General features: G+C 41.8%; 21 protein-coding genes and 2 tRNA genes. 12 read left to right on the forward strand and 11 right to left on the reverse strand.

Going from position 1 to position 24,763, the window contains the following annotated elements:
• Positions 1 to 1,479, reverse strand: a 1,479-nt coding sequence (locus tag BV372_RS12240) for a YifB family Mg chelatase-like AAA ATPase (protein WP_086686782.1), incomplete at its 3' end; no start/stop codon positions are given.
• A gap of 55 nt (positions 1,480 to 1,534) precedes the next feature.
• Between BV372_RS12240 and BV372_RS12245 the strand changes: the two genes are divergently transcribed.
• Positions 1,535 to 1,885, forward strand: coding sequence for a histidine triad nucleotide-binding protein (locus BV372_RS12245; RefSeq protein ID WP_086686783.1), 351 nt, complete (start codon positions 1,535 to 1,537; stop codon positions 1,883 to 1,885).
• Between the two features lie 162 nt (positions 1,886 to 2,047).
• Here BV372_RS12245 and BV372_RS12250 read toward each other — a convergent pair whose 3' ends face one another.
• The gene (locus tag BV372_RS12250; RefSeq protein WP_086686784.1) at positions 2,048 to 2,698 is read right to left on the reverse strand and encodes a PAP/fibrillin family protein; all 651 of its coding nucleotides are present in this window, start codon (positions 2,696 to 2,698) and stop codon (positions 2,048 to 2,050) included.
• A 317-nt stretch (positions 2,699 to 3,015) separates the two neighbouring features.
• Between BV372_RS12250 and BV372_RS12255 the strand changes: the two genes are divergently transcribed.
• From BV372_RS12255 to BV372_RS12275, 5 genes are all read left to right on the forward strand, one after another.
• On the forward strand, positions 3,016 to 4,230 hold the full coding sequence (locus tag BV372_RS12255) for a DUF4336 domain-containing protein (protein ID WP_256973177.1): 1,215 nt from the start codon (positions 3,016 to 3,018) through the stop codon (positions 4,228 to 4,230).
• A gap of 138 nt (positions 4,231 to 4,368) precedes the next feature.
• On the forward strand, positions 4,369 to 5,010 hold the full coding sequence (locus tag BV372_RS12260) for a hypothetical protein (RefSeq protein WP_086686786.1): 642 nt from the start codon (positions 4,369 to 4,371) through the stop codon (positions 5,008 to 5,010).
• Between the two features lie 10 nt (positions 5,011 to 5,020).
• Complete coding sequence (locus BV372_RS12265; protein WP_086686787.1) at positions 5,021 to 5,836, forward strand: pentapeptide repeat-containing protein; 816 nt, start codon at positions 5,021 to 5,023, stop codon at positions 5,834 to 5,836.
• 176 nt (positions 5,837 to 6,012) lie between these two features.
• On the forward strand, positions 6,013 to 6,627 hold the full coding sequence (locus BV372_RS12270; protein WP_086686788.1) for a hypothetical protein: 615 nt from the start codon (positions 6,013 to 6,015) through the stop codon (positions 6,625 to 6,627).
• Between the two features lie 149 nt (positions 6,628 to 6,776).
• Entirely contained in the window at positions 6,777 to 7,031 is a 255-nt protein-coding gene (locus tag BV372_RS12275; RefSeq protein ID WP_086686789.1) for a TIGR03643 family protein, read from the forward strand.
• 173 nt (positions 7,032 to 7,204) lie between these two features.
• Here the strand turns inward: BV372_RS12275 and BV372_RS12280 are convergent, their stop codons facing one another.
• Positions 7,205 to 7,915, reverse strand: coding sequence for a haloacid dehalogenase type II (locus tag BV372_RS12280; RefSeq protein ID WP_086686790.1), 711 nt, complete (start codon positions 7,913 to 7,915; stop codon positions 7,205 to 7,207).
• Between the two features lie 312 nt (positions 7,916 to 8,227).
• Here BV372_RS12280 and BV372_RS38205 point away from each other — a divergent pair, with 312 nt between their 5' ends.
• From BV372_RS38205 to BV372_RS12310, 6 genes are all read left to right on the forward strand, one after another.
• Positions 8,228 to 8,440 carry a hypothetical protein gene (locus BV372_RS38205; RefSeq protein WP_143845076.1) on the forward strand — a complete coding sequence of 71 codons (213 nt, stop codon included), beginning with the start codon at positions 8,228 to 8,230 and terminating at the stop codon, positions 8,438 to 8,440.
• A 797-nt stretch (positions 8,441 to 9,237) separates the two neighbouring features.
• The gene (gene pgmB, locus BV372_RS12290; RefSeq protein WP_086686792.1) at positions 9,238 to 12,186 is read left to right on the forward strand and encodes a beta-phosphoglucomutase; all 2,949 of its coding nucleotides are present in this window, start codon (positions 9,238 to 9,240) and stop codon (positions 12,184 to 12,186) included.
• 304 nt (positions 12,187 to 12,490) lie between these two features.
• Positions 12,491 to 12,838, forward strand: coding sequence for a hypothetical protein (locus BV372_RS12295; RefSeq protein ID WP_086686793.1), 348 nt, complete (start codon positions 12,491 to 12,493; stop codon positions 12,836 to 12,838).
• Positions 12,839 to 12,928: 90 nt separating this feature from the next.
• Complete coding sequence (locus BV372_RS12300) at positions 12,929 to 14,440, forward strand: AAA family ATPase (protein WP_086686794.1); 1,512 nt, start codon at positions 12,929 to 12,931, stop codon at positions 14,438 to 14,440.
• Between the two features lie 143 nt (positions 14,441 to 14,583).
• Positions 14,584 to 14,934, forward strand: coding sequence for a DUF1257 domain-containing protein (locus BV372_RS12305; RefSeq protein ID WP_015136553.1), 351 nt, complete (start codon positions 14,584 to 14,586; stop codon positions 14,932 to 14,934).
• Positions 14,935 to 15,423: 489 nt separating this feature from the next.
• Positions 15,424 to 15,822 (forward strand): hypothetical protein, encoded by a 399-nt coding sequence (locus BV372_RS12310; protein WP_143845078.1) that lies wholly within the window; start codon positions 15,424 to 15,426, stop codon positions 15,820 to 15,822.
• Between the two features lie 68 nt (positions 15,823 to 15,890).
• On the opposite strand, the gene BV372_RS12315 is transcribed toward BV372_RS12310, so the two are convergent.
• The 8 genes from BV372_RS12315 to nifH form a co-directional block, all read right to left on the reverse strand.
• Positions 15,891 to 16,766 carry a GNAT family N-acetyltransferase gene (locus tag BV372_RS12315; RefSeq protein WP_086686796.1) on the reverse strand — a complete coding sequence of 292 codons (876 nt, stop codon included), beginning with the start codon at positions 16,764 to 16,766 and terminating at the stop codon, positions 15,891 to 15,893.
• A 127-nt stretch (positions 16,767 to 16,893) separates the two neighbouring features.
• On the reverse strand, positions 16,894 to 17,760 hold the full coding sequence (locus BV372_RS12320; RefSeq protein WP_086686797.1) for a GNAT family N-acetyltransferase: 867 nt from the start codon (positions 17,758 to 17,760) through the stop codon (positions 16,894 to 16,896).
• A 21-nt stretch (positions 17,761 to 17,781) separates the two neighbouring features.
• Entirely contained in the window at positions 17,782 to 19,320 is a 1,539-nt protein-coding gene (locus tag BV372_RS12325; RefSeq protein WP_218776709.1) for a slipin family protein, read from the reverse strand.
• Between the two features lie 606 nt (positions 19,321 to 19,926).
• Positions 19,927 to 20,073 (reverse strand): hypothetical protein, encoded by a 147-nt coding sequence (locus BV372_RS36240; RefSeq protein WP_179198065.1) that lies wholly within the window; start codon positions 20,071 to 20,073, stop codon positions 19,927 to 19,929.
• A gap of 91 nt (positions 20,074 to 20,164) precedes the next feature.
• Positions 20,165 to 21,220, reverse strand: coding sequence for a reverse transcriptase family protein (locus BV372_RS12330; RefSeq protein WP_086686798.1), 1,056 nt, complete (start codon positions 21,218 to 21,220; stop codon positions 20,165 to 20,167).
• A 501-nt stretch (positions 21,221 to 21,721) separates the two neighbouring features.
• A tRNA-Met gene (locus BV372_RS12340) sits at positions 21,722 to 21,796 on the reverse strand.
• Between the two features lies 1 nt (position 21,797).
• Positions 21,798 to 21,867 (reverse strand) — tRNA-Arg (locus BV372_RS12345).
• Positions 21,868 to 22,221: 354 nt separating this feature from the next.
• The gene (gene nifH, locus BV372_RS12350; RefSeq protein ID WP_086686799.1) at positions 22,222 to 23,115 is read right to left on the reverse strand and encodes a nitrogenase iron protein; all 894 of its coding nucleotides are present in this window, start codon (positions 23,113 to 23,115) and stop codon (positions 22,222 to 22,224) included.
• Positions 23,116 to 24,763 lie beyond the last annotated feature (1,648 nt).

A 24,763-nucleotide genomic window follows, 5' to 3' on the forward strand; every position in this document is an offset into this window, starting at 1 on the left:
TTTATCCTCTGCCGCTAAATCTGCAATTGTCCGTGCTACTTTGAGAATGCGATCGCTTGCCCTAGCCGATAAGCCTAATTTTTTAATTGCTGCTTCTAATAAATTACGGCTAGCATCATCTAGCCTGCACCATTTCTGGAGATGACGACTCTGCATTTGCGCATTGCAACGCAAGTTTGGTTCTGCTTGAAAGCGGATAACGGCGCGATCGCGTGCTTGCTGCACTCGTTTGGCTACGCATATTGATGTTTCTCCTGTAGGTTGTTGAGTAATTTCTTCTGGTTTCAAACGATTCACTGCAACTTGCAAATCAATTCGATCCATCAACGGCCCGGAAAGCTTTGCCCAGTAATTTTCGCGTTGTCTTGGGGAACAGGTACACTGTTGGATGGTGTCGCCATAGTAACCGCAAGGACAGGGATTAGTACTCGCCACTAAGGTAAACTGTGCCGGAAACATAATCGATTGTCTGGTGCGGGAAATTGTCACATAGCCATCTTCTAAAGGTTGACGGAGAAATTCCAACACATCGCGTTTAAACTCTGTTAGCTCATCCAAAAACAAAATACCTCTATGAGATAATGAGATTTCCCCTGGGCGCGGAAAGCTACCACCACCGACTAAAGAAGGCCCAGAAGCCGAGTGGTGCGGGCTGCGAAAAGGGCGATCGCGCACCAAGGAACCGCGATTTTTTAATAAACCACTAACAGAGTGAATACGAGTTACCTCTAAAGCTTCCGCAAAGCTAAGTGGTGGCAGGATACCGGGTAAGCGTCGTGCTAGCATGGTTTTTCCACTTCCCGGCGGCCCCACAAATATTAAATTGTGTCCGCCAGCCGCAGCAATTTCCAAAGCACGACGGGCATGAGCTTGTCCTTTCACATCCTTCAAATCTACACTGGCAGAATGTAGAGAAGCTCCATGACCAGTCTCTACAGTTTCATCCAGTTGTACTGGTTTGTGGCGTAAGGGATTATTTAATAAATCAGCCACCTCAGATAGATTTTTGCAGCCGTAAACAGTTAATCCTTCCACCACTGCTGCTTCTTGAGCATTATCAAACGGGACAACTAAACCTGCAATTCCCATTTTTTGAGCAGTAGCAGCAATGGGTAAAATACCAGCCACAGCACGCAAACTACCATCTAGAGAAACTTCTCCGGTGAATAAATAATCACCTAACAAATCGGCGCTAACTTGCTCAGAAGCCGCTAGAATGCCTACACTGATAGGTAAATCGAAGCTGGGTCCTTCCTTACGTAAATCAGCAGGAGTTAAGTTAATCACAATCTTACGCATAGGAAAGGCAAAACCAGCATTCTTCAATGTCGCTTTCACCCTTTCTTTCGATTCCTGAACTGCTGAATCTGGTAGTCCCAAGACAACAATTCCTGGCAAGCCACCGGATACATCGACCTCCACACCTACTTTGATGGCATCGATCCCCACAATTGATGCACTCCAGACTCTAGCAAGCATTTCTTATATCAGAGTAAACCTTTAAAATCTCTAGCAGATGAGTAAGTAAATTGACATGAGTGAAACCACAGAGACGATTTTCAGCAAAATCATTAATCGGCAAATTCCCGCCGACATTATTTATGAGGATGATTTGGCTTTGGCTTTCAATGACATCCAACCCCAAGCGCCAGTTCACATTCTCGTCATTCCCAAAAAGCCCATTCCCAAACTAGCTGATGCGGAATCTCAGGATCATGCGCTTTTAGGACATCTTTTGTTAACAGCCAAGCGCGTTGCCGAACAAGCTGGACTAGAAAACGGTTATCGGCTTGTGATCAACACTGGTGCTGATGGCGGACAAACTGTGTATCACTTACATTTGCATATTTTAGGAGGACGGCAGATGAAATGGCCTCCTGGTTGATTTAGCCCGCAGGCTAGAACACCGATTCAGTAATGCCAAAATCCGAACGTTAGGCGGGATGGGGGAATGTGGGAAGAGGGGGAAGCTTAATATTTCATTCTTCCCACACCTCCCACACCCCCCACACTTAAAAGGTTTGATGTGGCGATCGCATTCAAGCATTCAAATTGAAGAGGTAAAATCAGGTAATTCATTGGATTTATTCAAAATGAATAAACTGCCATCCCCGCCCCGCCCAATTCTTAAGGTTTCATCCAAATAAGTAATGTCGAGTGTGGGAATTCTATCCCTAGGATTATTTGCTGGCACAACCTTAAATGGGTTAAGTTGAGGGGTGTTAATGCCGACAATCTTCTCAATTGCTAAATAACGTTTGTCGAAATAGACGTTGATGCGTTTGTGTGCTGGTGGCGATATATCTTCCTTAGCAGGCTCAAAGCTGGCTGTTACTTTGACATATCCTGAGATTAGCCCAAGAGGATGTTTAACATTAGCGATATTAAAAAACGATTTATTAGCAACATCAATCACTTGAAAGACTTTACCCACTTTCAACCCCAATGGTAGGGAAGCTAAAGAACGGATTTCTCTAGCTGTGGAGTATTGTAGTTGCCAAACTCCATCCAGCAAGGCAGTAGCATGAAGTAGTGGATAAAGATTGGGATTGACGCTTTCTAGTTCCGTCGTCAATTGTTCAAGTTCAGCGGCTAAGGTTTCTTCTAGCTGCAAATTCGTTACAGGGCCATCGCTGTTGGTTTGAATCTTCTCAAGCGAGGCTTGTAATTTTTCCTTCAAGAAGAGTCGATTGTTCAAGGGTTATTGATTTTCCTTTGATAGCCTATAGATTTTATTAACCACCATTTCTTTGCTTTTTGGAGGTTAACTTTTTTATTGTCCCGCTAAAACGGCATCTCGGCTTTACGCTTGCTATTCCTGAGATTGGCTCTAAGAAAATACTACTGCTGGGTGCTGTGGTAAGCAATCAGAATTTTGACTTATAGCAATAATTGAGGGTTGAGATTTAAACGCAAAGGAACGCAGAGGTAAGCGCAGAGGAACGCAGGAATAAACTTTTTCTTCCCTGTCCTCCCTGCCCCCTTCTAATGCTAGAAATTGGAAAGTAGCATGAAATGGGTAGAACAACTATGATTGCACAGGGGCCACAAGCACAACAAATACATCCGCGAGATTGGTCATGGCCGTTTTGGCCTGCTGTACCACTCTACCCCTACGGCAAACGGCGGACAGTTTGCACTGAAGTAGTAAAGGATACTATCTGGACATTCGACCAGCCCCACGGCATTCTCTACACCATCGTGCCAATTCGGATGACTGTGGTCAAATTGGAAGCAGGTGGCTTGTTTGTCTATGCACCCGTCGCGCCGACTCCTGAGTGTATCCGTCTTCTCAAGGATCTGGTGGCAAAGCATGGTAGTGTTAAATACATTATTCTGCCCACTAGTTCGGGTTTAGAACATAAGGTTTTTGTTGGCCCCTTTGCCAGGCGCTTTCCCCAAGCGCAGGTTTTCGTCGCCCCCCACCAGTGGAGTTTTCCCATAAATCTACCCTTGAGTTGGCTTGGCTTTCCCCAAAGCCGTACTCAGGAAATCCCAGAAGACAACAGCCAAGTTCCTTTCAGCGATGAGTTTGACTATGCGGTGTTAGATATCAACTTGGGACGGGGATCATTTGGTGAAGTGGCAGTTTTCCACAAGCGATCGCGTACTTTATTGCTCACTGATACCATACTTTCTGTGCCGGAAGATCCACCTGCGATCGCCCAAATAGATCCCTACCCCTTACTATTTCATGCCAGAGAAAATGGCTTGGAGGTAATTGAAGATAATCAAGCAAACCGCCGCAAGGGATGGCAACGCATCTCTTTGTTTGCCATTTACTTTCGTCCCAATGCCCTACAGGTGGCTGGATTGAGGCAGGTATTTGCCGATATTCTTAAAGCACCAGATCGCTCAAAAAGAGCTTATTTTGGGTTATTTCCCTTTCGATGGCAAGAAAATTGGCAGCAGTCATTTGCAAACCTTCGAGGCGATGGACGTCCATTTGTCGCGCCGATTTTGCAAACTCTGATTCTTCCCCAAGGGCCAAAACAAGTACTTGACTGGGCTGACAAGGTTGCAAACTGGGATTTTGAGCAAATTATTAGCTGTCATTTTGACTCGCCAATCAAGACAAATCCGCGCCAATTTCCCCAAGCATTCGCTTTTTTGGAGAAGAATGCATCTATAAGCCAACCCCTACCAGAGGAAGACGTGCGATTTATCAAAGAACTGGAGGCTGGTTTACTTAAGCGTGGTATTGCTACACCACCTAAAGAGAAAGTATGAAAGTAGGCTACCATCTTCCAAAAAAGCGATCGCACATCACCCCGACCTTGAGCATTTTGCATTCCACGTAGCGAGTTTAGGGTTACACTCATATATTGCAACAGATAACGTTTAACCCCATGATTGGAGAACGATACCTTGGGAATAGAACTACGCAGTTTCGTATTTCTCGACAACCTGCAACCTCAACATGCAGCATATATGGGAACAGTAGCTCAAGGTTTCTTACCATTACCAGGGGATACATCTTTGTGGATTGAAATTTCACCTGGGATTGAAATCAATAAAATTACAGATATCGCTCTGAAAGCTGCCTCTGTGCGTCCGGGAGTACAAGTAGTTGAGAGACTTTATGGTTTATTAGAAGTTCATTCTAGCTCCCAAGGAGAAACGCGATCGGCTGGTCAAGCTATTTTGGCGGCGTTAGGCGTTAGAAGAGAGGAATGTATCAAACCGCGTGTTGTTTCTAGCCAGATTATCCGCAACATTGATGCTTACCAAACACAGCTTATCAATCGCACACGGCGGGGACAGCTATTATTAGCAGGGCAAACTCTTTATGTCTTAGAAGTTGAGCCTGCTGCTTACGCTGCGCTAGCTGCAAATGAAGCGGAAAAAGCAGCCTCAATAAATATTCTTGAGGTGCAAGCTGTAGGTAGCTTTGGTCGGCTGTATTTAGGCGGACAAGAACGAGATATTCTTGCAGGCGCAGCCGGAGCATTAACAGCAATTGAAAGTGTTACAGGTCGTACAAATCCCCAGAGTGGTCGTCAGGAGTAAAGGAGAGACAATGGCCAATCGAGAGCATCTGGCTTTACTCAAAGCTGGTGCAGTCCAATGGATTGAGTGGAGAAATCAAAATCCCCAGATTGAACCAGATATTAGTACCGCAAACCTCTCTGGAGATAACCTTAGAGGTGCAAACTTCCAAGGGGTAAATTTCACTAGGGCAGATTTAAGTCATGCTTTACTCGTGCGCGCAAATCTCAGTGGTGCTGACCTGAGTGGCGCTAACCTTCATAGTGCCAAGCTGATAGAAGCTAACTTGAGTGCAGCTAACTTGAGTGTTGCTAACTTGAGCGGTGCTACTTTAACACAAGCAGATCTCACTCATGCCAACCTAATTGGCTGTGACTTGAGTGCGGCAAATCTTAAAGGTGCGGCGATCGCAGATGCTAATCTAATTGGGGCTGACTTGCATGGTGCTGACTTAAGAGATGCCGATTTAGGTACAGCAAAGCTAATTCGAGCTAACTTTTGTTTTGCCAGCCTGATTGAAGCTAACTTGATTGCGGCTGATCTCAGCGAAGCCAACTTGCACGAAGCGGAAGTTATTGGAGCTTATCTTTACAAAGCTGACCTTTATAAAGCTAATCTTAGCAAGGCTCATCTAAGTAGTGCATATATGTTTCGAGCTAACCTTAGTGAAGCTGATTTACGGGGTGCAAACTTGGCATGGTCTAACCTTCAAGGTGCAAACCTAGCAGGGGCAAATCTTAGAGGTGCTAACCTTAGAGGAACTAATCTTAAGGGAGCTAACCTCAAAGGTGCAATTCTTGAAGATGCTATTATGCCTGATTCTTCAAAGTGTGATTTTAGAGATTGAACAGTTATTTACTCTCAAAAACTATTGAGGTTTTCAAAATCTCTGCAAAACTTCTCTACAAATGACTTAAAAAATTAATTTGAGTCAATTTTTAATAAATGTACTTTCTATTGCCTATGACAAATAACCAAGGGCAGCCTTTAAGAAAAAGCTTATAACTTTACTCTGACTACTATATGTCAATTTACAAAACTATTTTTTGGTTCAATAGCTTAGGTTTATTACTAATTATTTTTCTCATCTTTTTTAATAAAATATTTGAGGTATCAGCAGAAGGATTATTTTTACCACCTCCATCTCCACAATATCCTAGCGCAGGGTTACTAACGCACACTTTTCAACTATTATGTTGTGTGCCTCCAATAGTTTGTACTTTTAGTTTTGGCTTGCTCAGAAAAATTAAACCTTTGGGTAAAAATAATAAATTTATTCTTTTTTCTGCGCTTTTAACAGCAGGTTATTTAATTAACGAAATTTATCGTATTCACATTATTGCTCTTCAATTTCAGATTCCTAAACTAGTAACTATCTTGATTTATTCTAGTGTTGCCTTATCCTATGGAGTAGCTTTTAGACGACAAATAAAGTCAACTCGTTACATCATAATCTTGGCTAGTGTAGGCTTATTATTTATTGCTGTTACAGTGGATTCACTACACTTGAGTGGTAATGGAACGCCTAACCTACTAGAAGGGATACCTAAGTTGTTAAGCGGTCTGAATATGGCACTTTATTTTTGGTTTGTCTGTTATGAAGAAGTACTACATTCACTTCAGTCTTCTAATAATTAAGTTTTGGTAGTTGCTCAGTACTGTTGCGAGGAAGGCATGTTGTGCTTGGGAGATGGTTCCGAATGCCTTTATTTTTGATGCGCTACATAACAAATAATTAAAGGCGGAAAGTAGAATATACATAGTTAGAATTTCGCTAAAGCAAAGAAATGAATTTACCCAACCTCGATTCTGCAACCATCGATCGCATCATTGAAATGGCATGGGAAGATAGAACACCGTTTGATGCCATTGAAGCTCAGTTTGGGCTACTGGAAAAACAGGTAATTGCCTTAATGAGGCGTGAAATGAAAGAATCCAGTTTCCGGATGTGGCGAGAGCGAGTTACCAAACGCAAGACCAAGCATATAAACAAGCGAGAGTTTATTGCAGGTAGGTTTAAGTCGCAAAATCAAAAAGCATGAATATGAATGAGTGACGAGTGTAACTTCTTCTACTGGATTTTTCTTGACCGACACCGCGAGCAATACAAGCTCAAGTACGAATGAGCTTTATCTTGAAAAATTTGGATAAAATATTCCATGAAGAATTACAGACTATCCGCCAACAAGCCCAAGATTGGTACACTCGGTAATGCCTAGCCCTCATCTCCAGCCCTTGTAGTCAAGACAGCTAGAGTATGCAAATCTGGCACTTCTAAATCAGGTTGAGCAACTACTGGTAGGTTTGCACCAATCCCTTCTTTTCCTGCTCTTCGGTTTACCCAAAGTGTGGATATTCCTAAAGATTGGGCTGGAACAATATCATGATAAATACTACAAGCAACGTGCAATATCTGGTCTAGAGGTAGGTCAATTCTCTCAATTGCAACTCTAAAGTTGTTGAGAGAAGGTTTATAACTTTTTACTTGCTCTGCTGTAATAATCCAGTCAAATTCAACCTTTAAATGTTGTGCAGAAAAAGCAAAGAGATTGTCATCTACATTAGAAATAATTGCCAGCTTAAAGTTTTGCTTGAGAGATTTCAACGCCTCAACTGTATCTGGAAAAGGTGACCAATACTTAATAGAATCAGCAAGAGAATATAATTCTTGAGAAGCAAGGGTAAAGCCAAAATATTCACTAAACTTTTGGGCTACTCTTCTGAGAACTTCTTTATATGTTATGTATTCTCCTTTCTGAATTTCTGCCTCAAATTCTGCATAAAGTTGCAGAATATGTTCATCATTTAAGTTATGACCGTAGGTAGACAGAAGTGGCTTTAGGGCTGCTAAAATCCCGCTTTCCCAATCAATTAGGGTGCCGTAACAATCGAATGTTAAAACTTTGTAGCGATTGAGGTTAATCAATTTCTCTACTCCGCGCTCAGTTTTCAGTTGTCAGGGACATACGTACTAGAAGCTTCTTGCCTAGAAGTACTTTAGTATTTTTTACCATGATTGCCCGTATGGATTTCTTTGATTGTTCCAACGGACTGCCATTGGCTTGAACTTCTAACTGAAGATAAGCTCTAAATTATCGGGCATTTGCAGAAAACGCATCAAATAGTAGCAATGGTGCTAGATGGCATTAACGATGCATCTGCTCTAACTCAGGCTGTAAGCATTGCAATGGATGTATCTGGCAGTAATGTCGTTTTATAAACAGCAGATGTCATGCTGATGGCAGATAGATTAGAGAAAATTGTTGTAGCGATGTATTTGAATAAGCGATCGCAATGTATAGTCAAACAGAATCTAACTGTAACCTGGGATTTAATTCTCTTGCTGCTCATAAGCGACTTTCTCAGCAATATTAACTTAGCTATCGGTATCATTGGGCATAAGGGTTCTCTGATATTAGTGACCCTTGGTGGGTTAAGACTGCTTAATTAAGCTAATATCGGCATATTATAGAGTCCTTTTTCTTCAACTTACTGGCATCATATTAGACATGCAAAAATCATCTAGCAAAAAGCAAAATTACACACCAGTAAAAGCACGAATAGCATAAGTTAGGACTACTTATACTAACGGTTAGTTTCTTGGCTCAGTCAATTTATCGAACTGTCACAATGCGGCTTACCCAACAGTTAAAGATGAACCTATAATACACACCTTAGATGGCTTGTTAAGCGATTGCTAATAGTAGCACTTAAAAATAGGCTTTTAGATATATTGTATTAAGTTCATTTTTTATAAAATAAACATATCTTTCATTTTTTTGACTAGCCAATGGTGATGTGAAATACCTGTAATAGCAAGTGTTTCCACAGCTATGGCTGAGGGCGTAAAAAATTTACAACCTCACTATGTCGCAGTTATCTCAAAAATTTAATAATTATTTCAATTTATTAGAGCCAAGCTACTTCTGGAGTAATTATTCATCTACAGACAATGAGCATGTTTAGAGCGAAATTTGCATATAAATTTTATTATGTTACGCAATTCAACCAAATATATATATTCGTAAAATTTCTCACCTTAATAGGTGAGAACATGAGTTATTAATAAAATCTATCTATAGAGTGATGAAATTAGGAACGTTTATATTAGCAGTAACGTCTATGCCCACTGTTGAGACTGCATCAAAGTCGAGACAACATAGAAAAAGAGCGTACTGCTCATCGAATTTCTAAAAATTGGATTTTATCCTACCTCAAGCTAGCCTCTAAATACAGGTATGTTTACTCATGGCCAACTTATCCGTTCACGATTTTCAACACAATCAGGCGCTGATTGAAGCTACAGACTGGAACGTTATTGAAACAGAATTTGACCCGGCACAGCTGCATCATAAAGAGACAGTCTTTACCCTTAGCAACGGTTACTTAGGAACGCGGGGTACTTTTGAGGAAGGCTATCCTCAGGATTCTACAGCAACACTCATCCACGGCGTGTATGACAAGGTTGTAATTGCCCATACTGAACTTGTTAACTGCCCAAGCTGGCTGCCATTGGTAGTAAAAGTGGCAGGCGATCGCTTTAGTATGGACAGTGGTGAAATTCTCAACTACGAACGACGGCTAGACTTGCGTTTAGGTATAGTTAGCCGTGATGTCCGCTGGCGTTCTCCCAAAGGACATACTCTAGACTTTCATTTTGAACGGTTTGCGAGTCTGGCAGATCAGCATGTTTTAGCAATTCGTGCTCAGGTTACATCCTTAAATTTTGAAGGCGAAGTCTCTTTTACAGTTGAGTTAGACCCAGAACCCCATACACAAGGCGTACCACATTGGAAAACCCTCAATCAAGGTGGTGTAGAGCAGATAATCTGGCTGTATAACCAAACTCGCCACTCAGAAATTAAGTTAGGGATGGCAACTAAGTTGGTGGTAGAAGGTGAAAATCCTCCACCTGTCAGCCTAGAAAATGCTGAAACTTCTCCCAGCTTAACAACCACCTTCCAGGTAATACCAGGAAAAAGCGTGACTGTAGAAAAGATTGTTACCGTGTTTACATCACGGGAAACAGAAATTCCGATCGCAGCAGCGCTACAGAGATTAGCAGATGAACCCCGTTACTCAACCCTGCTAGCAGCTCACATTGCAGCATGGGAGCAAGTATGGCAAGACAGTGACATTATTATTGAAGGCGATCGCCAGGCGCAGTTAAGTGTCCGTTACAACTTATTTCAATTATTAGCTGTAGCACCGCGTCACGATGACCGTGTTAGTATTCCGCCCAAAACCCTATCTGGTTTTGCCTATCGCGGACATATATTTTGGGATACAGAAATTTTTATTCTTCCGTTCCTGACCTTAACTCAACCTGACCTAGCGCGTAACTTGCTCACCTATCGCTACCACACTTTACCAGGAGCGCGACGTAAAGCCCAAGAAGCGGGATATCAAGGAGCCATGTTTGCTTGGGAAAGTGCCGATACTGGTGATGAAGTTACTCCTCGCTGGGTACCTCATGCTAGCGGTAACGGTGAATTGATCAGAATTTGGTGCGGTGACATTGAAGTACATATCAATACAGATGTCGCCTATGCTGTTTGGCACTATTGGCAGACTACAGATAATGACGATTGGATGCGAGATTATGGCGCGGAAATTATTTTAGATACAGCAGTTTTCTGGGAAAGTCGGGTTAGTTGGAATCAAGAGCGTAACGGTTACGACATTTTGGATGTGATTGGCCCCGATGAAAACCACGATCGCGTTAATAATAACGCCTTCACCAATTTAATGGTACAGTGGCATTTGCAATCAGCTTTAGCGCTTTGGGATTGGCTGAAGCAAGCTTATCCGGAAAAATCCGCACAACTGGCGCAACAACTCAACTTAACTACAGAACGCTTGCATCAATGGGTGGATATTCAAGAGCGTCTATATGTTAATGAGGATAAATCTACTGGCTTAATTGAGCAGTTTGAAGGCTTTTACCAACTCGAAGAAGTTAATCTCGCTGACTACGAACCACGCAGCCAATCCTTACAAGGTTTATTGGGAATTGAAGCGACAAACGAAAAGCAGATTCTCAAACAGCCGGATGTATTGATGCTCCTCTATTTGCTAAGAGAGCGCTATGACTATAAAACCTTAGCCATCAACTGGGATTATTACACCAAACGCACCGATCATACCTATGGTTCATCTCTTGGCCCAGCAATTCATGCTATCTTAGCCTGCGACCTCAATCAACCAAGCCACGCCTACACACATTTTCTCCGGTCAGCATTGGTAGATTTAGAAGATGTTAGACGGAATGCAGCCGAAGGAATTCACGCCGCAAGTGCTGGAGGCGTATGGCAAGCTGTAGTATTCGGTTTTGGCGGCATTAGAATGACTCAATTTGGCCCGGTTGCTTGTCCTAATCTGCCTCCAAGTTGGAAACGCTTGAAATTCCGGTTGCAATGGCGCAACGAATGGTATGACTTCGACTTGGGACAAGAAACAGAGATAGAAATTGCTGGCAAACAAGCAGATGTGAATCTGCAAACTTCACACCCAGAAATTAAGGCTGTCATCTTTGACTTGGATGGTGTGTTGACTGATAGTTCTGAGTTGCACTATTTGGGTTGGAAGCGAGTAGCCGATGAAGAAGGCATTCCTTTTGACCAAGAAGCCAACGACGCCATCAGAGGATTGCCTCGTCGAGAAACCCTGCTACAAATTTTAGGCGATCGCTCCGCCACTGAAGAGCAAATTCAGGACATGATGGAGCGCAAGAACGGTTACTTTTTGGAATTAATTCAGAAAATTACCACAGACGATTTGCTTCCTGGAGTCAAAAACTTGTTGCAAGAACTACGCACTGCTGGAATTAAAGTCGCTTTGGGTTCTTCTAGTAAAAATGCTCAGACAGTAATTCAACGCTTGGGTATTGGAAATCAATTCGATGCCATAGCCGATGGCTACAGTGTCTTACAACCAAAACCTGCTCCCGACCTCTTTCTCTTTGCTGCCCAACAACTTGGTGTTTCACCATCTCAGTGTGTTGTTGTGGAAGATGCCAAAGCTGGAGTAGAAGCAGCTAGAGCCGCTGGGATGTGGTCTGTTGGGCTAGGACCAGTAGAGCGATTGGGTAGAGCTAATGTAGTATTATCCAGTCTAGAAAGAGTAAGTTGGCAAGACTTACAACGGTATATAGCCAACAGCGAAAAGCAAGCCGTGTTAGTAGAAGCAGGCGTTTGACGATCTCTGTTGTAATACAGGCAGAATCTCCCAAGAGGAGCAATCCATCAATCCCATAATTCATTTTTCAGTTCATCCCACTCTGTGTAAGGGTGGGATTTCGTTTCAATCCACCTTGTAGCGTCAAGAACAGTTATCCAGATTTACATTAACAGCAGGCCAGGAAAGGATATTAATAACGATCGATACCCAATATGTGAACAAATGTAACAATATTAGCGTCAAAACGTTTTGCAGTCTTGACAACTCAGAAGGGAACCGATAACGTAATATACATACCCGGGTAAGGCCGTCAAAGAGTTATATGCAAACTAAGCAAAAGGTTACTTTGTATTTGTCACCAGAACTGCACAGAAGGCTGAAGATTCGATCAGCGGTTGATTCTGAGCCAATGTCAGATCTTGCAGAACGCGCCCTATTTTTTTACTTATCTAATTCAGAATTAGTTGAGGAATTTGAAGCTTCCTCTTATGGGAGAAGTCATAGAGTATATTCTTGTCCCAACTGTGAAAGTTCGCTGGTGTTACGTGATGGAGAACTAATTACCTTAAATAATCAACCAGGGGTAATTGGTCAAGAAGATATTTCCATTGATGAAATGGATAAAGAAAAAACCCATCCTCTGGGTGAGGAAGAGTTAGTCCCTTGCTAGATATGAATTATGAATAATTAAATTCATAATTCTGTTGTCGTTACCAACAAAACGATGTCTGTACTGTACTAAGGTCTCAAGTAGGTCGATATGAAAGAAGAGCTCAATATTCTAATTCAAGCTCAATACCCTCTAATCTACCTTGTGACCTCCGAGGAAGAGCGGGCTGAGCAGGCAATCTCCACAATCGCCCAGTTATTAAAGCCCCAACGCCGAGTATTTGTTTGGACAGTAACTCACGGCATCGTGGAGTATGGTCAACCCCGGAATGTCACCCAACACAATACTGTTTCTCCAGAGGCAGCAATTGAGTGGATTATCCGACATAAAGAACCCGGTATATTTATTCTTAAAGATTTACATCCATTTATAGATGCGCCTGCGACAGCAAGATCGCTACGTGATGCGATCGCTAGCTTTAAAGGCTCACCGAAAAACATTATTTTAATGTCGCCGGTTCAGCAAGTACCCATCGAATTGGAAAAGGAAGTTGTAGTTCTCGACTTTCAATTACCAGACATGGCTGAGTTAAATAAAGTTTTAACTCACCATTTAGATCAAAATCGTGGGCGACGGCTGACAACAGAGGCGAGAGAAAAGCTTCTAAGAGCGGCTCTGGGTTTAACTAAAGATGAGGCTGAAAAAGTCTATCGGAAGGCACAGGTAACTACAGGGCGTTTGACGGAAGATGAAGTAGATATAGTTTTATCTGAGAAAAAGCAGCTAATTCGGCGCAATGGTATATTAGAGTACATTGAAGAAGATGAAACCATTGATGCTGTAGGTGGCTTAGAAGAACTGAAAAAGTGGCTCAAGCAACGCTCTAATGCTTTTACTGAGAAAGCTAGAGAGTATGGTCTACCTCAACCAAAAGGAATGCTAATTCTGGGAGTTCCAGGTTGTGGTAAGTCCTTAATTGCCAAAACTACTTCCCGACTCTGGGGGTTACCAATTTTACGTTTAGATATGGGTAGAGTTTACGACGGCTCAATGGTGGGTCGAAGTGAAGCCAATCTGCGTAATGCCCTGAAAACAGCAGAATCAATTTCTCCAACGATTCTGTTTATTGACGAGTTGGATAAATCTTTTGCTGGTAGTGCTGGCTCTGGTGATTCAGATGGCGGTACTTCCAGTCGGATATTCGGTTCTTTCCTGACCTGGATGCAAGAAAAGAAATCTCCCGTGTTCGTTATGGCAACCGCTAACAGAGTGGAACGCTTGCCTGGGGAGTTCCTGAGGAAAGGTCGCTTTGATGAAATTTTCTTTGTGGATCTGCCCACACCCGAAGAACGTCAGGATATTTATAATATCCACCTGACGAAACGTCGTGAAGATATCTCGCGGTTCGATCTAGGACAATTAGCTAAGATGTCGGACGGTTTTTCTGGGGCAGAAATTGAACAAGCGATTGTTGCGGCAATGTACGAAGCTTTTGCCCAAGAGCGTGAGTTCACCCAATTAGATATTATTGCTGCACTGAAGGCAACCCTGCCGCTGTCTCGTACTATGCAGGAACAGGTCACAGCTTTGAGAGACTGGGCCAGACAGCGTGCACGACCCGCAGCATCCTCCGTTGCTGAGTATCAGCGAATGGAGTTTTAAAAGCTTTCTCCTGCTAACCCAGGGGGAAAGGCTAGCAGTCAATGCTAGCAGTTATAGAAAAAAGCCGCTTTTAATTTAAGCGCGGCTTCCCCAAAAACAAACCGTTGTCGTTTTTCTCAATCTTCTCTTTGGAGGAAACCCAAATGTCTCACTTTAGCACCCTGCGCACCAAGATCACCGATGCAGAAATCCTCAAAGCATCCTTGCGCGACCTAGGTATCAGCGTAAAGACTGAAGCTGATGTCCGTGGTTATAACGGTCAGCGTGTACGTTCTGACATCGTTGCCGTGTTAGAAGGCGAATATGACCTCGGTTGGTCTCGCAACAGTGATGGTTCTTTTGACCTCATCGCTGACCTGTGGGGCGTTGCTAAGAAGCACAATCAAACTGAGTTGATCAACTCCATCAACCAAAAATATGCAGTTAATAAGACCTTGGCTGAAGTAAAACAGCGCGGTCTGCAAAATGCCAATGTTAAGTTGGTATTGCAATAGTAATTTCTCTGCGCGTTCCCAAAGCTGCACGGGTTAACCATGTAAATAGCGGTTAGCCCGCTTTTTTGGCACTAGGTTAATTATTTAGCCTTTGTCAACCGTCAACTTTCAACGTTAAAATCCCCTGTACTGGAGTTAGTCAGGGGATTTTTGTGTTATTTGTACTTGAAACTCTACTGTAGAGATCTAGTAAATTAGCATTTAAAGAATAGAGATTTTGTAATTGCTCAAATTTTGACTGTAGACGACTTGAGGTGATCGCTGTACATTCACAATTAATAGTTCATATTTCACTTATTCTCTAATCAAGGAAGGGCGTTGCTGAGTGAAAGTATGAATATGAATTAGGATCACGCTCCAGACGCAAAGACACAGAGAATAAGAGTTTGAGAGATTGAATTTTTGAGTTTCATACTCATATTCAGCGACAGCCAAAAAAGTATTATCTATGTTGTTGGCTAGCTGACTCAGGATTTAGGTAGAAACACCATGCAGACAAAACTTTTCTGGTTCATGCTAGGAATATTGCTCTGGCTGGGCTTTGAAGCCTTAATCGCAGGCTTGGGGGCAATGATTGTCAAGTATTCCTGGGTTCTTTCCGTTGTGGGTTATGGTGCCACAATTGGAGCTATGTCCGGATTCATTATCACCTCGCTTGGGCTAGCGATCGCAGCCAGGGTTAGATCACAAGATGTCATATTGTGGGTACTACTTGGCTCTATTGTTGGCGCAAGCATTGGGTTTATAAGTGTGATTGTATTTGGCGATTATCCCAAGGGAACTCAAGCCGATTTAACTTTTCCATTGTTAGCTTTGATGGGTTTGGCGATTGGTACGCTCTTAGGAATTGTTGTCGCTGTAGGAATCTGGAAATTTCGTCATCTTTGATTAACTGAGCGCTTAGGTTAATGTTGGTGCGGCTGTTATCCGAGAAAGGAAGCGTATAGTCAATTTGCTCAACAACGCGCAGAACGAGGTAGCATAAATTTTTGCTTCTCTGCGGCAAATTTACCACGCACCATCAATACAGCTTCATCAATTACATAAGGAAATGCTTGCACATTATTAACATTGAGAAGTTCTGGACTAAAGTAAATCAACACCTCTTCAATGGGTTGAGGTAGCCTATCAAGGATTTTTTGCAAAGGATATATCTGTGTTGTAACTAAATCAAATAGATGAAGTCGAGTATCTTCTATCTCCATACAGGCGATCGCATCTAAATCTTTTGCATAATACAAAGGACGACTTCCTTCATTAACCAAGAATACGGCTTTTTCCTGGACTACTCCAACTATATTAGAGACAGGAACGCGTGTTTCTAAAAGTCTGTGCAGTAAAGTCAAATCCTCGACATCTGCAAAATCTAGTGTTCTCCAGCCATCAATGCTACCTATAGAACTACACTTGACTTTGAAGATGTGTTCTTCAACTACGCGAAAACCAAAAGGTAGGTAAAATTCTGGTTGCGATGTTGTCAGTACCAGAGTTTCATAAATTTGATCGCAATATTCCAGTACTTCATTCATGACTTCACGATAATAGCCTCTTCTGCGAAATCCCTGGCGGGTAGCTACTGCATGGATTCCAGCAACAGTCACTCTTTGTCCCATAATTTGCATGGGAATTTCTACTACTCCCACATGGGCAATTGCTTGATCATCATTAAAGCGAATAAAAGGAGTCGAAGCAGCTTCCCAAGATGCACCTAGTTTTCTGCCAAATTCTGCTGCACTGCTGATTCCAGGAAATGTGTTTTCCAACAAGTCAAAAAGCCTAGCGCTTAAGGAAGGGTCAACAGCAAATGATTTTTTGAAGCGATCGCAACTCATAGTGCAAATGTTATGATCAATTCACTCTTTGATACTACAAGTGCTACAAATTCAATTCCAGCAAATTCAGCACAAGAAGCGCAAGAACTTTTGCCCTTAAAAATATCTATAGGCATTTGCAATTGATTTAACTAGTTTCAAACAACACCAAGCCAAATTCCTCACCAGTAGCTCGAAAACCAATACCGCGATAAGCTGCTTGTGCTGCCAAGTTGTCTCGATTTGTAAATAAGATAGCGCGTTCTACTCCTTGCGATCGCGCTTCTAATAATGAGCCAGCCACCACGCTTTTAGCATAGCCATTACCCCGCAAGGCTGGCGGTGTCCATACTCCACCAATCTGTACAATATCAGGTAGGCGAGCGTTGAAGCCACTATAAGCAACTAGTGTATCTCCAGCTACCAATACCCAATGCATAGCTTTAGCTTGACGCGCTTCTATTTCACGGCGGCAGGATGCCTGTAAATCAGTACTTTCTGATTTTTTCAGCGCTTCGATATTAAAGGCATACCACCATTCACTAAGTAAATCAAATTCTTCGGGATATGGCAATCGGCACTTTAATTTTCCCGATGCTAAAGCTGGGGGTATCTGCAAATCTCGCAACTTCAAGGAAAATAATATTTCATGCTCATTTAGATGAGTTGGTCGGTTAGCTAGTCCCAAGACTTTCTTTGCGGCTTCGACTTGTGCAGCTGGGCCAGCAATTCCAGAAATAGCGCGATTAGACTCTGCTACCGCTGCTTGCACTACTTCTTTGAGATACACTGGTGCTTGCACAACAACCATCCCATTCCAGTAGTGAGCGGCGACTGCGACTATATTTGCATTTGCGATCGCCGCTACGTATGTTCCTTGAAACCTTGCACCTTGGTCAACCAACCCCGCCTCTTGCCAATTGCAACGCAGAAACATGGAAGTATCCGTATGTTGCACAAGAAAACTCTCTAGCAACATTTCATCGCCAGGTTGTAAGGTTCTCAGAATAAGCACAAGCAATCCTCAACTACGGTTTTAATCCCGATTAATCCGAATTAACTCTGTCAAAATGCTATCCAAGCTACCATTAACTTGAATTTTCTCAATCTTCTCTGCAATGCGTTCCAGTACTTCCAATTCCTTCAAACGCAACGCGACAGGGTTATCCTCCATTACCTTAGCTGTATTCAACATACTGCGAGTAGCAGCAGTTTCTTCACGACGGCGAACTACATTGGCTTGGGCCGCTTTTTCTGCTTCCACAACCTTGCTCAAAATAGTCTTGATCTCACCAGGGAGAATAATATCTTTCACCCCAACCGAATCTATCTCAATTCCATAGTCTGCGGTTTTCTGACGAATATATTCAGAGATACTTCTATCAATCGCGCCTTTATCCTCCAGTAAAGCATCCAGACTTCTTTCGCCAACAGCACCACGCAAAGCAAACTGTAATTCTTTATACAAATAGGCAGTAATATCCGCTAAACTGTTTTTGGCTCTCAGTGGGTCGAGTATACGGAAGCCAGCAGTTAAATTCAAGCGCAAAGGCACTTTATCCTTAGAGAGGATATCTTGACCAGACACTTCCATAGCTTGTTGACGTAGGTCAAAGACTTCCGTTTGCAAAGAACGCCCAAACACCCACCAGGCGTGCTTTCCTGGCTGGAGTTGTGTTTGAAATTCTTGATTAATATATAGCAAGCCAACGTGTTGTGTTGGCACTTCGCAAATATGCAGGCTACTGCGGCTGAGAGTCAAAGCCTCTGGTAAGCCGGAAACTAACTCTGCAACTAAGCGAGATGGCAATTTAGCATCATTACTGATGTCGATCGCCTCTACCTCAACACCTTGCCAGAACAGCTTACGGCTACATGGCGGTAAGATGGAAATCACTTTACCTTGATAGCGGACAATTGCTACTTGCTGATTCTGTAATTGAACTATTTCACAGTAATCTGATACAAAGTCCGGATGTCTTTCAATTAAGACATCTTCCAAGGGAAAGCTGGGATTAGGTACAATCCGACTGAAAGTCCGAACTGAAACATCCCTATCAAAAGACCAGAAAGCGTACTCACCTGGTTCTAGAGGACGTACAAAGTTATTCTGTACGTACAACAAGCCAATTTCATACTCAGAAATTTGAAATTTCTTGATACCATTTAACGTAATTCCCCGTAGTTGCTGCACAAATTCAGCAGGTAATTCTAAGCTTTCTTCCAAGTTGAATAGATGAGTTTCTACCTCTATAAAACCACGCCAAAAAGCGCGTAATTGATTTGGCGCAATACTGATCCAATTTTGGCCCAAGCGCACTAAAGCCGCTTGATTGAACCCTGTACGTACAACTACTAGGGCTTGCTCTAACTCTGAACTATGATTGCGCAGCAATAGTTCCAGGTTCTCAATCTTAGCTTCTGGTTGGTTAAGGTCAAAGGTTCTTACTTGCCAATGCCAACCAAAATAAGTATAAGTACCAGGCTGCAAGATTTTTTTAAAATCACTGCGATGGTATAAAATTCCAATTTCGTTAGGTTTGATATAGAAAGTTTGCCACAGAGAAATTTGCATAGATAATTTAGGCAGTCGTAGCCGACGCAGAAAGTTTAAGAAAGACATTTATCACTTTGGGGTAAAAATTTACCTTGATTATTTTTAATTCAATATCGTATATAAACAAGAGATATAGCCGCTTGTGCTACATTGTTCCTTGCTTTAAAAACAAAGTTAATAACTATTCAACACCCCTTATATAATACATATACTACATTATATTTTTAAACTCTGCAAATGTTGGTGTTTACAGTTCAGTTGCGGGCTAATTGCTCTCCAAAACTGGATTAAGGAGGTAGGGCACTCATAAGTTTCCTTTTGAGTGACGCTGCTGCTACTTTCCCTCAGACTACCCAAAGATAATCCGGAAAAAGATAACATCTCTCAAATATGCCGTTCAGTTTGCCAGTTCCAAAAAGTTGGATGTATCAAACGAAGGGACATACTCAAGTTAGGGAGGAAACAATTGCACTGGCTTCTTAGCTGTGACTACTGAGTATCGCGGGTGATAAACGGTAGCAGAACACCAAAACCGCAGAGTTTACCAAACAAAAATAGTGGTTGCCTTGTCCCTAACAAGGTGCCCGTACCCAGGGCGAGGGTGTGTGCTGAAAGTACAGGAGTTTACCTGTTACCGATCGCCGATACAGCGATCGCTCTCCCAAGAGAGTTAACTTTCAAAGGGTAGTAACATATCGTTGGGCGGTATACGCTCAATCCAAAGGTTGGCGTACCAGTTGGGCATACAGAACCCACACTAGTGCTTTGCAAAATGTATTCCTACCTCGCTACTCAATGTAACCCAAGCAGATATGAGGAAACACGCGGTAATTACTTAATGAAAAGGTAATTGTTAATTTTTTTATTGATTTTCACTAGAATGTTTTATTTCATATTTTTTTTGAATACGTTTAATTTGTTCTTGAAACTCTGCACCTTTTTGAGGGTTTACCATTGCCACATAGTTTGCAAATCCCGTTATTGAGGCGATAAGTTTACCTGAGTTCCCCCAATGCTTACCTTCAAATCCTTCATTTTCAATTTGATATAGAGTTGCACGGAAGCTTTTTAATGTTTTTCGGGATATATTAATTTTTTCGTTGACGACAATACCTGTAACTTCTTGCTGTTGAGAGTTTCGCAAAATGCGGGTTTTTTCTTGGTTAATTGCAAAACCTTCATCAGCAACAATTGATTGAGTTTGCTTGATGATATTACTGATATGTTTAACATTCTCAGCTGAAGCCGAAAATGTTAAATCATCAACATAGCGTGTATATGTAAAGCCGTATTTGTCTGCGATCGCCATTAACCGACGGTCTAAATTACGACAAATAATGTTTGTAATTGCGGGACTTGCAGGCGAACCTTGGGGAAGCTGGCGGTGTTTGAGTTCAACGAAATATGTTTTGCCGTCTAATTCGCGTTCTTCAACTGCGGCTGTGATACACAATAGCCCGAAGATTGCCGCAACGGCTGGAGAATAACCAAATGATTGGAATAATCCTTTGACACGCTGATATGAAATTCTTGAGAAGAAATCTTGCAAGTCAAATTTAATAACTACTTCTGCACCAACATGAGGAGTTGCGTTCGTAACAATGGAGCGATCGCAGCAAAAACCATGTGCGGCATCATGGATTTCAATTTTTTGCAGGATACTCTTCAAAATCCAATGTTGTGCGCGTTTTAAGTCAGGTAATGGTGCCGAGATAATCCGTTGCCCTACATTTTTTTTAGCCGTTTTGAAGTGAATATAGTGCGAGACTGTTGAGGTTTTGCCATTAAATGCCAAAAATCGAAGTTTATCAACACTAATTTCCATTGCTGCTGCAATTTGTTCGGCAGTATTATATGCGTCTAAGCCATAATTATTTAAGTAGTCGATGTTTCCTTGTTTGTTACTTTGCAAACCCATTGAAACATCCTCATTAAAATATTTACTAATTTGTAATATGCAAACTCTATTTTATTTTAAAACTCTGCAAATGCAGGTGTTTACAGTTAAGTTGCGGACAAATACATCTCCGGAACTGGATTAAGATTGCTGCTACTTATCCCTAAATTACCCAAGGGCAATCTAGAACAAGAAAACAGTGCTCAAATATGCCGTTCAGTTTGCCAGTTTCAGAGAACTGAATAGGACAAACGAAGGGACATACTCAAATTAGGGAGAAATGCATTTGCGCTAGCTTCTTTACTGTTACTACAGACATCACATCGTGATGGCCAGTAATAAGCACCTACATCACAGAGTTTTGACTAAAGTTAAATTGGCTACCGTGACGGGGTAGTGTCTTTTGACCCGGACAGGGTTGGTGGCAGAAAGTGGATTTGAACCACTGATCTTTGGATTCTAAGTCCAACGAGCTACCCGACTGCTCTATTCCGCGAATTTGTCTTTTGACCCGGACAGGGTTGGGTGAAAGTACAGGAATCGAACCTGTAACCAATCGATTATGAGTCGATCGCTCTACCAGTGAGCTAACTTCCGGAGTTTGATGTAGGACTCGAACCTACGTCCCACCGATCGCGTCGGCTGCTCTACCACTGAGCTAATCAAACGATGGAGTAGTGACGCATTGCGCAGCGGTATACGCTCAATCCAGCGGTTGGCGCACCAGTCGGGCATACTGAACCCGAACCTTAGCTTTGCTTATGTATTACTATACCACTACTTAATGTAGCATATAAAAATCTAACGCGGTAGTGGATAATTACTTATTTCAAAGATTCAGCTAAAAACCGTCTCATCTTATGGCTAATGATACGTAGTAAGGTAGCTCAAGTTTTAGCAGGTTGTTCCCTGAGAAAATTGGGATATGGGAATTGCTACTCAGAAATGGGTAGCAACCTCCAGTGTTCCAGAACTGGCAAAAATTAAGGAAGGGTGAGAAATAACCCACCCTGTCACATTATTTACTTTGCAGTGCTTTCAGCAGCTGTAGCAATCATTTTCGCAGCATTTTCTTCGCTTTCGAGAATACCGAATTCAATCAACAATTCTTCTAGTTCTTCCATTTCAATTGGTGTAGGAATTTGAAGATTCGTGTTGTTGACGATTTTGTTAGCCAATATGCGGTATTCGTTACCTTGGTTACTGTCGGGTGCGTACTCGTTAACAGTCATCCGACGCAACTCAGCGTGTTGAACAATATTGTCGCGAGGTACATAGTGAATCATTTGGGTGTTTAAGCGTTTTGCCAGAGTTTCGATCAGTTCGATTTCTCTGTCAACGTTACGGCTGTTACAAATCAAACCACCCAAACGTACACCACCAGTGTGCGCATATTTGAGAATACCGCGAGCGATGTTGTTTGCAGCGTACATCGCCATCATTTCACCAGACGTAACGATGTAGATTTCTTGGGCTTTGTTTTCACGGATAGGCATAGCAAAACCACCGCAAACAACGTCACCTAGTACGTCGTAAGATACAAAGTCAACATCTTGGTAAGCACCGTTTTCTTCTAAGAAGTTGATGGCGGTGATGATACCCCGACCAGCGCAACCTACACCGGGTTCAGGACCACCAGACTCCACGCAACGAACGCCCCGAAAGCCGGTCAGCATAACTTCTTCGAGTTCTAAATCTTCTACAGCACCACGTTCAGCAGCCAAGTGCAAAACGGTAGTTTGAGCTTTACTGTGCAGCATCAAACGAGTGGAGTCAGCCTTAGGGTCGCAACCGACAATCAGGATGCGTTGACCCATCTCTGCCATAGCTGCCAGAGTGTTTTGAGAGGTAGTAGACTTACCAATACCGCCTTTACCGTAGAAAGCTATTTGTCTGATTTTGCTATCGATAGCCATGATTTGTGTTTTCCTAGAATAAGTTGGTTGATAGGACTGAAGGTTTACCTGAAACTTAACCCTTGGTAGTGTTGGCACATAGCATTTGCCAACAAACGCACCGGGCAAAAACAGTAAGAGGTTGCATAGACGAGGATTTGATTTGTGTTTAAGGAATATTGCAAGTACTACCAGACGCACAGTAAGATAAATCTCCTCAGCTTCCCATCGGGTATGCTTGTTGGGTTTTTATATCAGAAGAAATATCTGTCTGCTGATGCTGACTGAAGCTTAAAAAGCTTGGCATAAGCATTGTAGGTTGTTGTAACTAAATCCCCATCGGTTGCTCAAGCCTTAAGAGTTTTTACAGTAGCAATTTCAACTTGTCCAGGGTTTTTGCCCTGAAGCCAACCAACCAAAATTGCAATTCACCTCAATGGTTGCTACAACTTTCCTGATGTTGCTTGTGCCATAGCTGCCCAGAGTTTCGATATTCTAAAATACCGAGCGATCGCTTCTTGGTGTTTCTTCCAGTTATTCCTAAAAAATCACTTAATCCTATCGCTATTAATGCAGGCAAATAAGTCCTTAGTTACAAGGTAAATCTCTGCATTCACAACCTTTAACATTATGGTTTGGGCAGTGTATTGGTGAATTTTGACAATCTAGCTAAATTCCTGAATTTTGCAAAACGGTATCTGCTCTGCTTGAAGTTTTCATTTTCAAAGTAAGCAACTACTAGAACTTAGTTAGTGCGATTAAAAATAGTTAACCTCGCTTGTACCAAGTTTAGTAACCGTTCTAATTTCTTTAGGATTGCCAGGCTGCACTAAGAGTCTTTCTCCCTAGGCTCTAAGAGTAATTGGATCTGGCATTTAAACTAACTAGGCTAGCCAAATACAAATGGCTATTACCCAAGCAAGCTATGATTGACTTCAAGCCTTTACTAAGGTGTTTATCTTGCTTATCTGGCTTTTGTTTATCGTTACTAAAAACCATAACGATATTGAAGCGGACTTACCAGAGCAAAAGGACTTTATCGAGTTAACCTCAATATTGTCTTGAAGTCTTTTTGCATTCTTACTTTTGATTCCTGTTTTTAGATTAGCACAGATTCAATAAATTTATTTTTCCTGAATCAAATTATTTTTTATTTTGTCATAATATTTATTTTCAATTTTGGAATTATTGCTTATATCTAACTTATTTAGATTTTATTAACCTTATTTAAATATATAAAGTATGAATACTAGCAATTTTTATTAGTGAAATGCTTTAGCATCACGCTCATCCAAACTGAAAGAGGCAGAAGATAGGTTATATATAATACTGTCTGCATACATGGTCAATATAGTTAATTTTTCCAATATTTTGCTAAAAACCTAGGTATGAATAGAAAAATTATCTTGTAAATCTATGTAATATCTGGTACTCAGACTTTAGAAAGATATTCTGTATAGTAACTGAATATCGTGTTAAGGTTGAAGATGAGAATAAAAATCGGACACAAATTTTGTTTTTAGTATTAACAAGCTTTTACTCTTTTTTATTGACAGGCTTGTCTCCGAAATTTAAATCTTTACACACTTTTAATTTTGGAAACAATTTAGGGAGTATGTCAACTTTGCTAGAACAGATGAACTATTGAAGAGTGGCAGAATCAATGAAA

The sequence above is a fragment of the Nostoc sp. T09 genome (assembly GCF_002154695.1).
In the GTDB taxonomy this organism is placed as follows: domain Bacteria; phylum Cyanobacteriota; class Cyanobacteriia; order Cyanobacteriales; family Nostocaceae; genus Aulosira.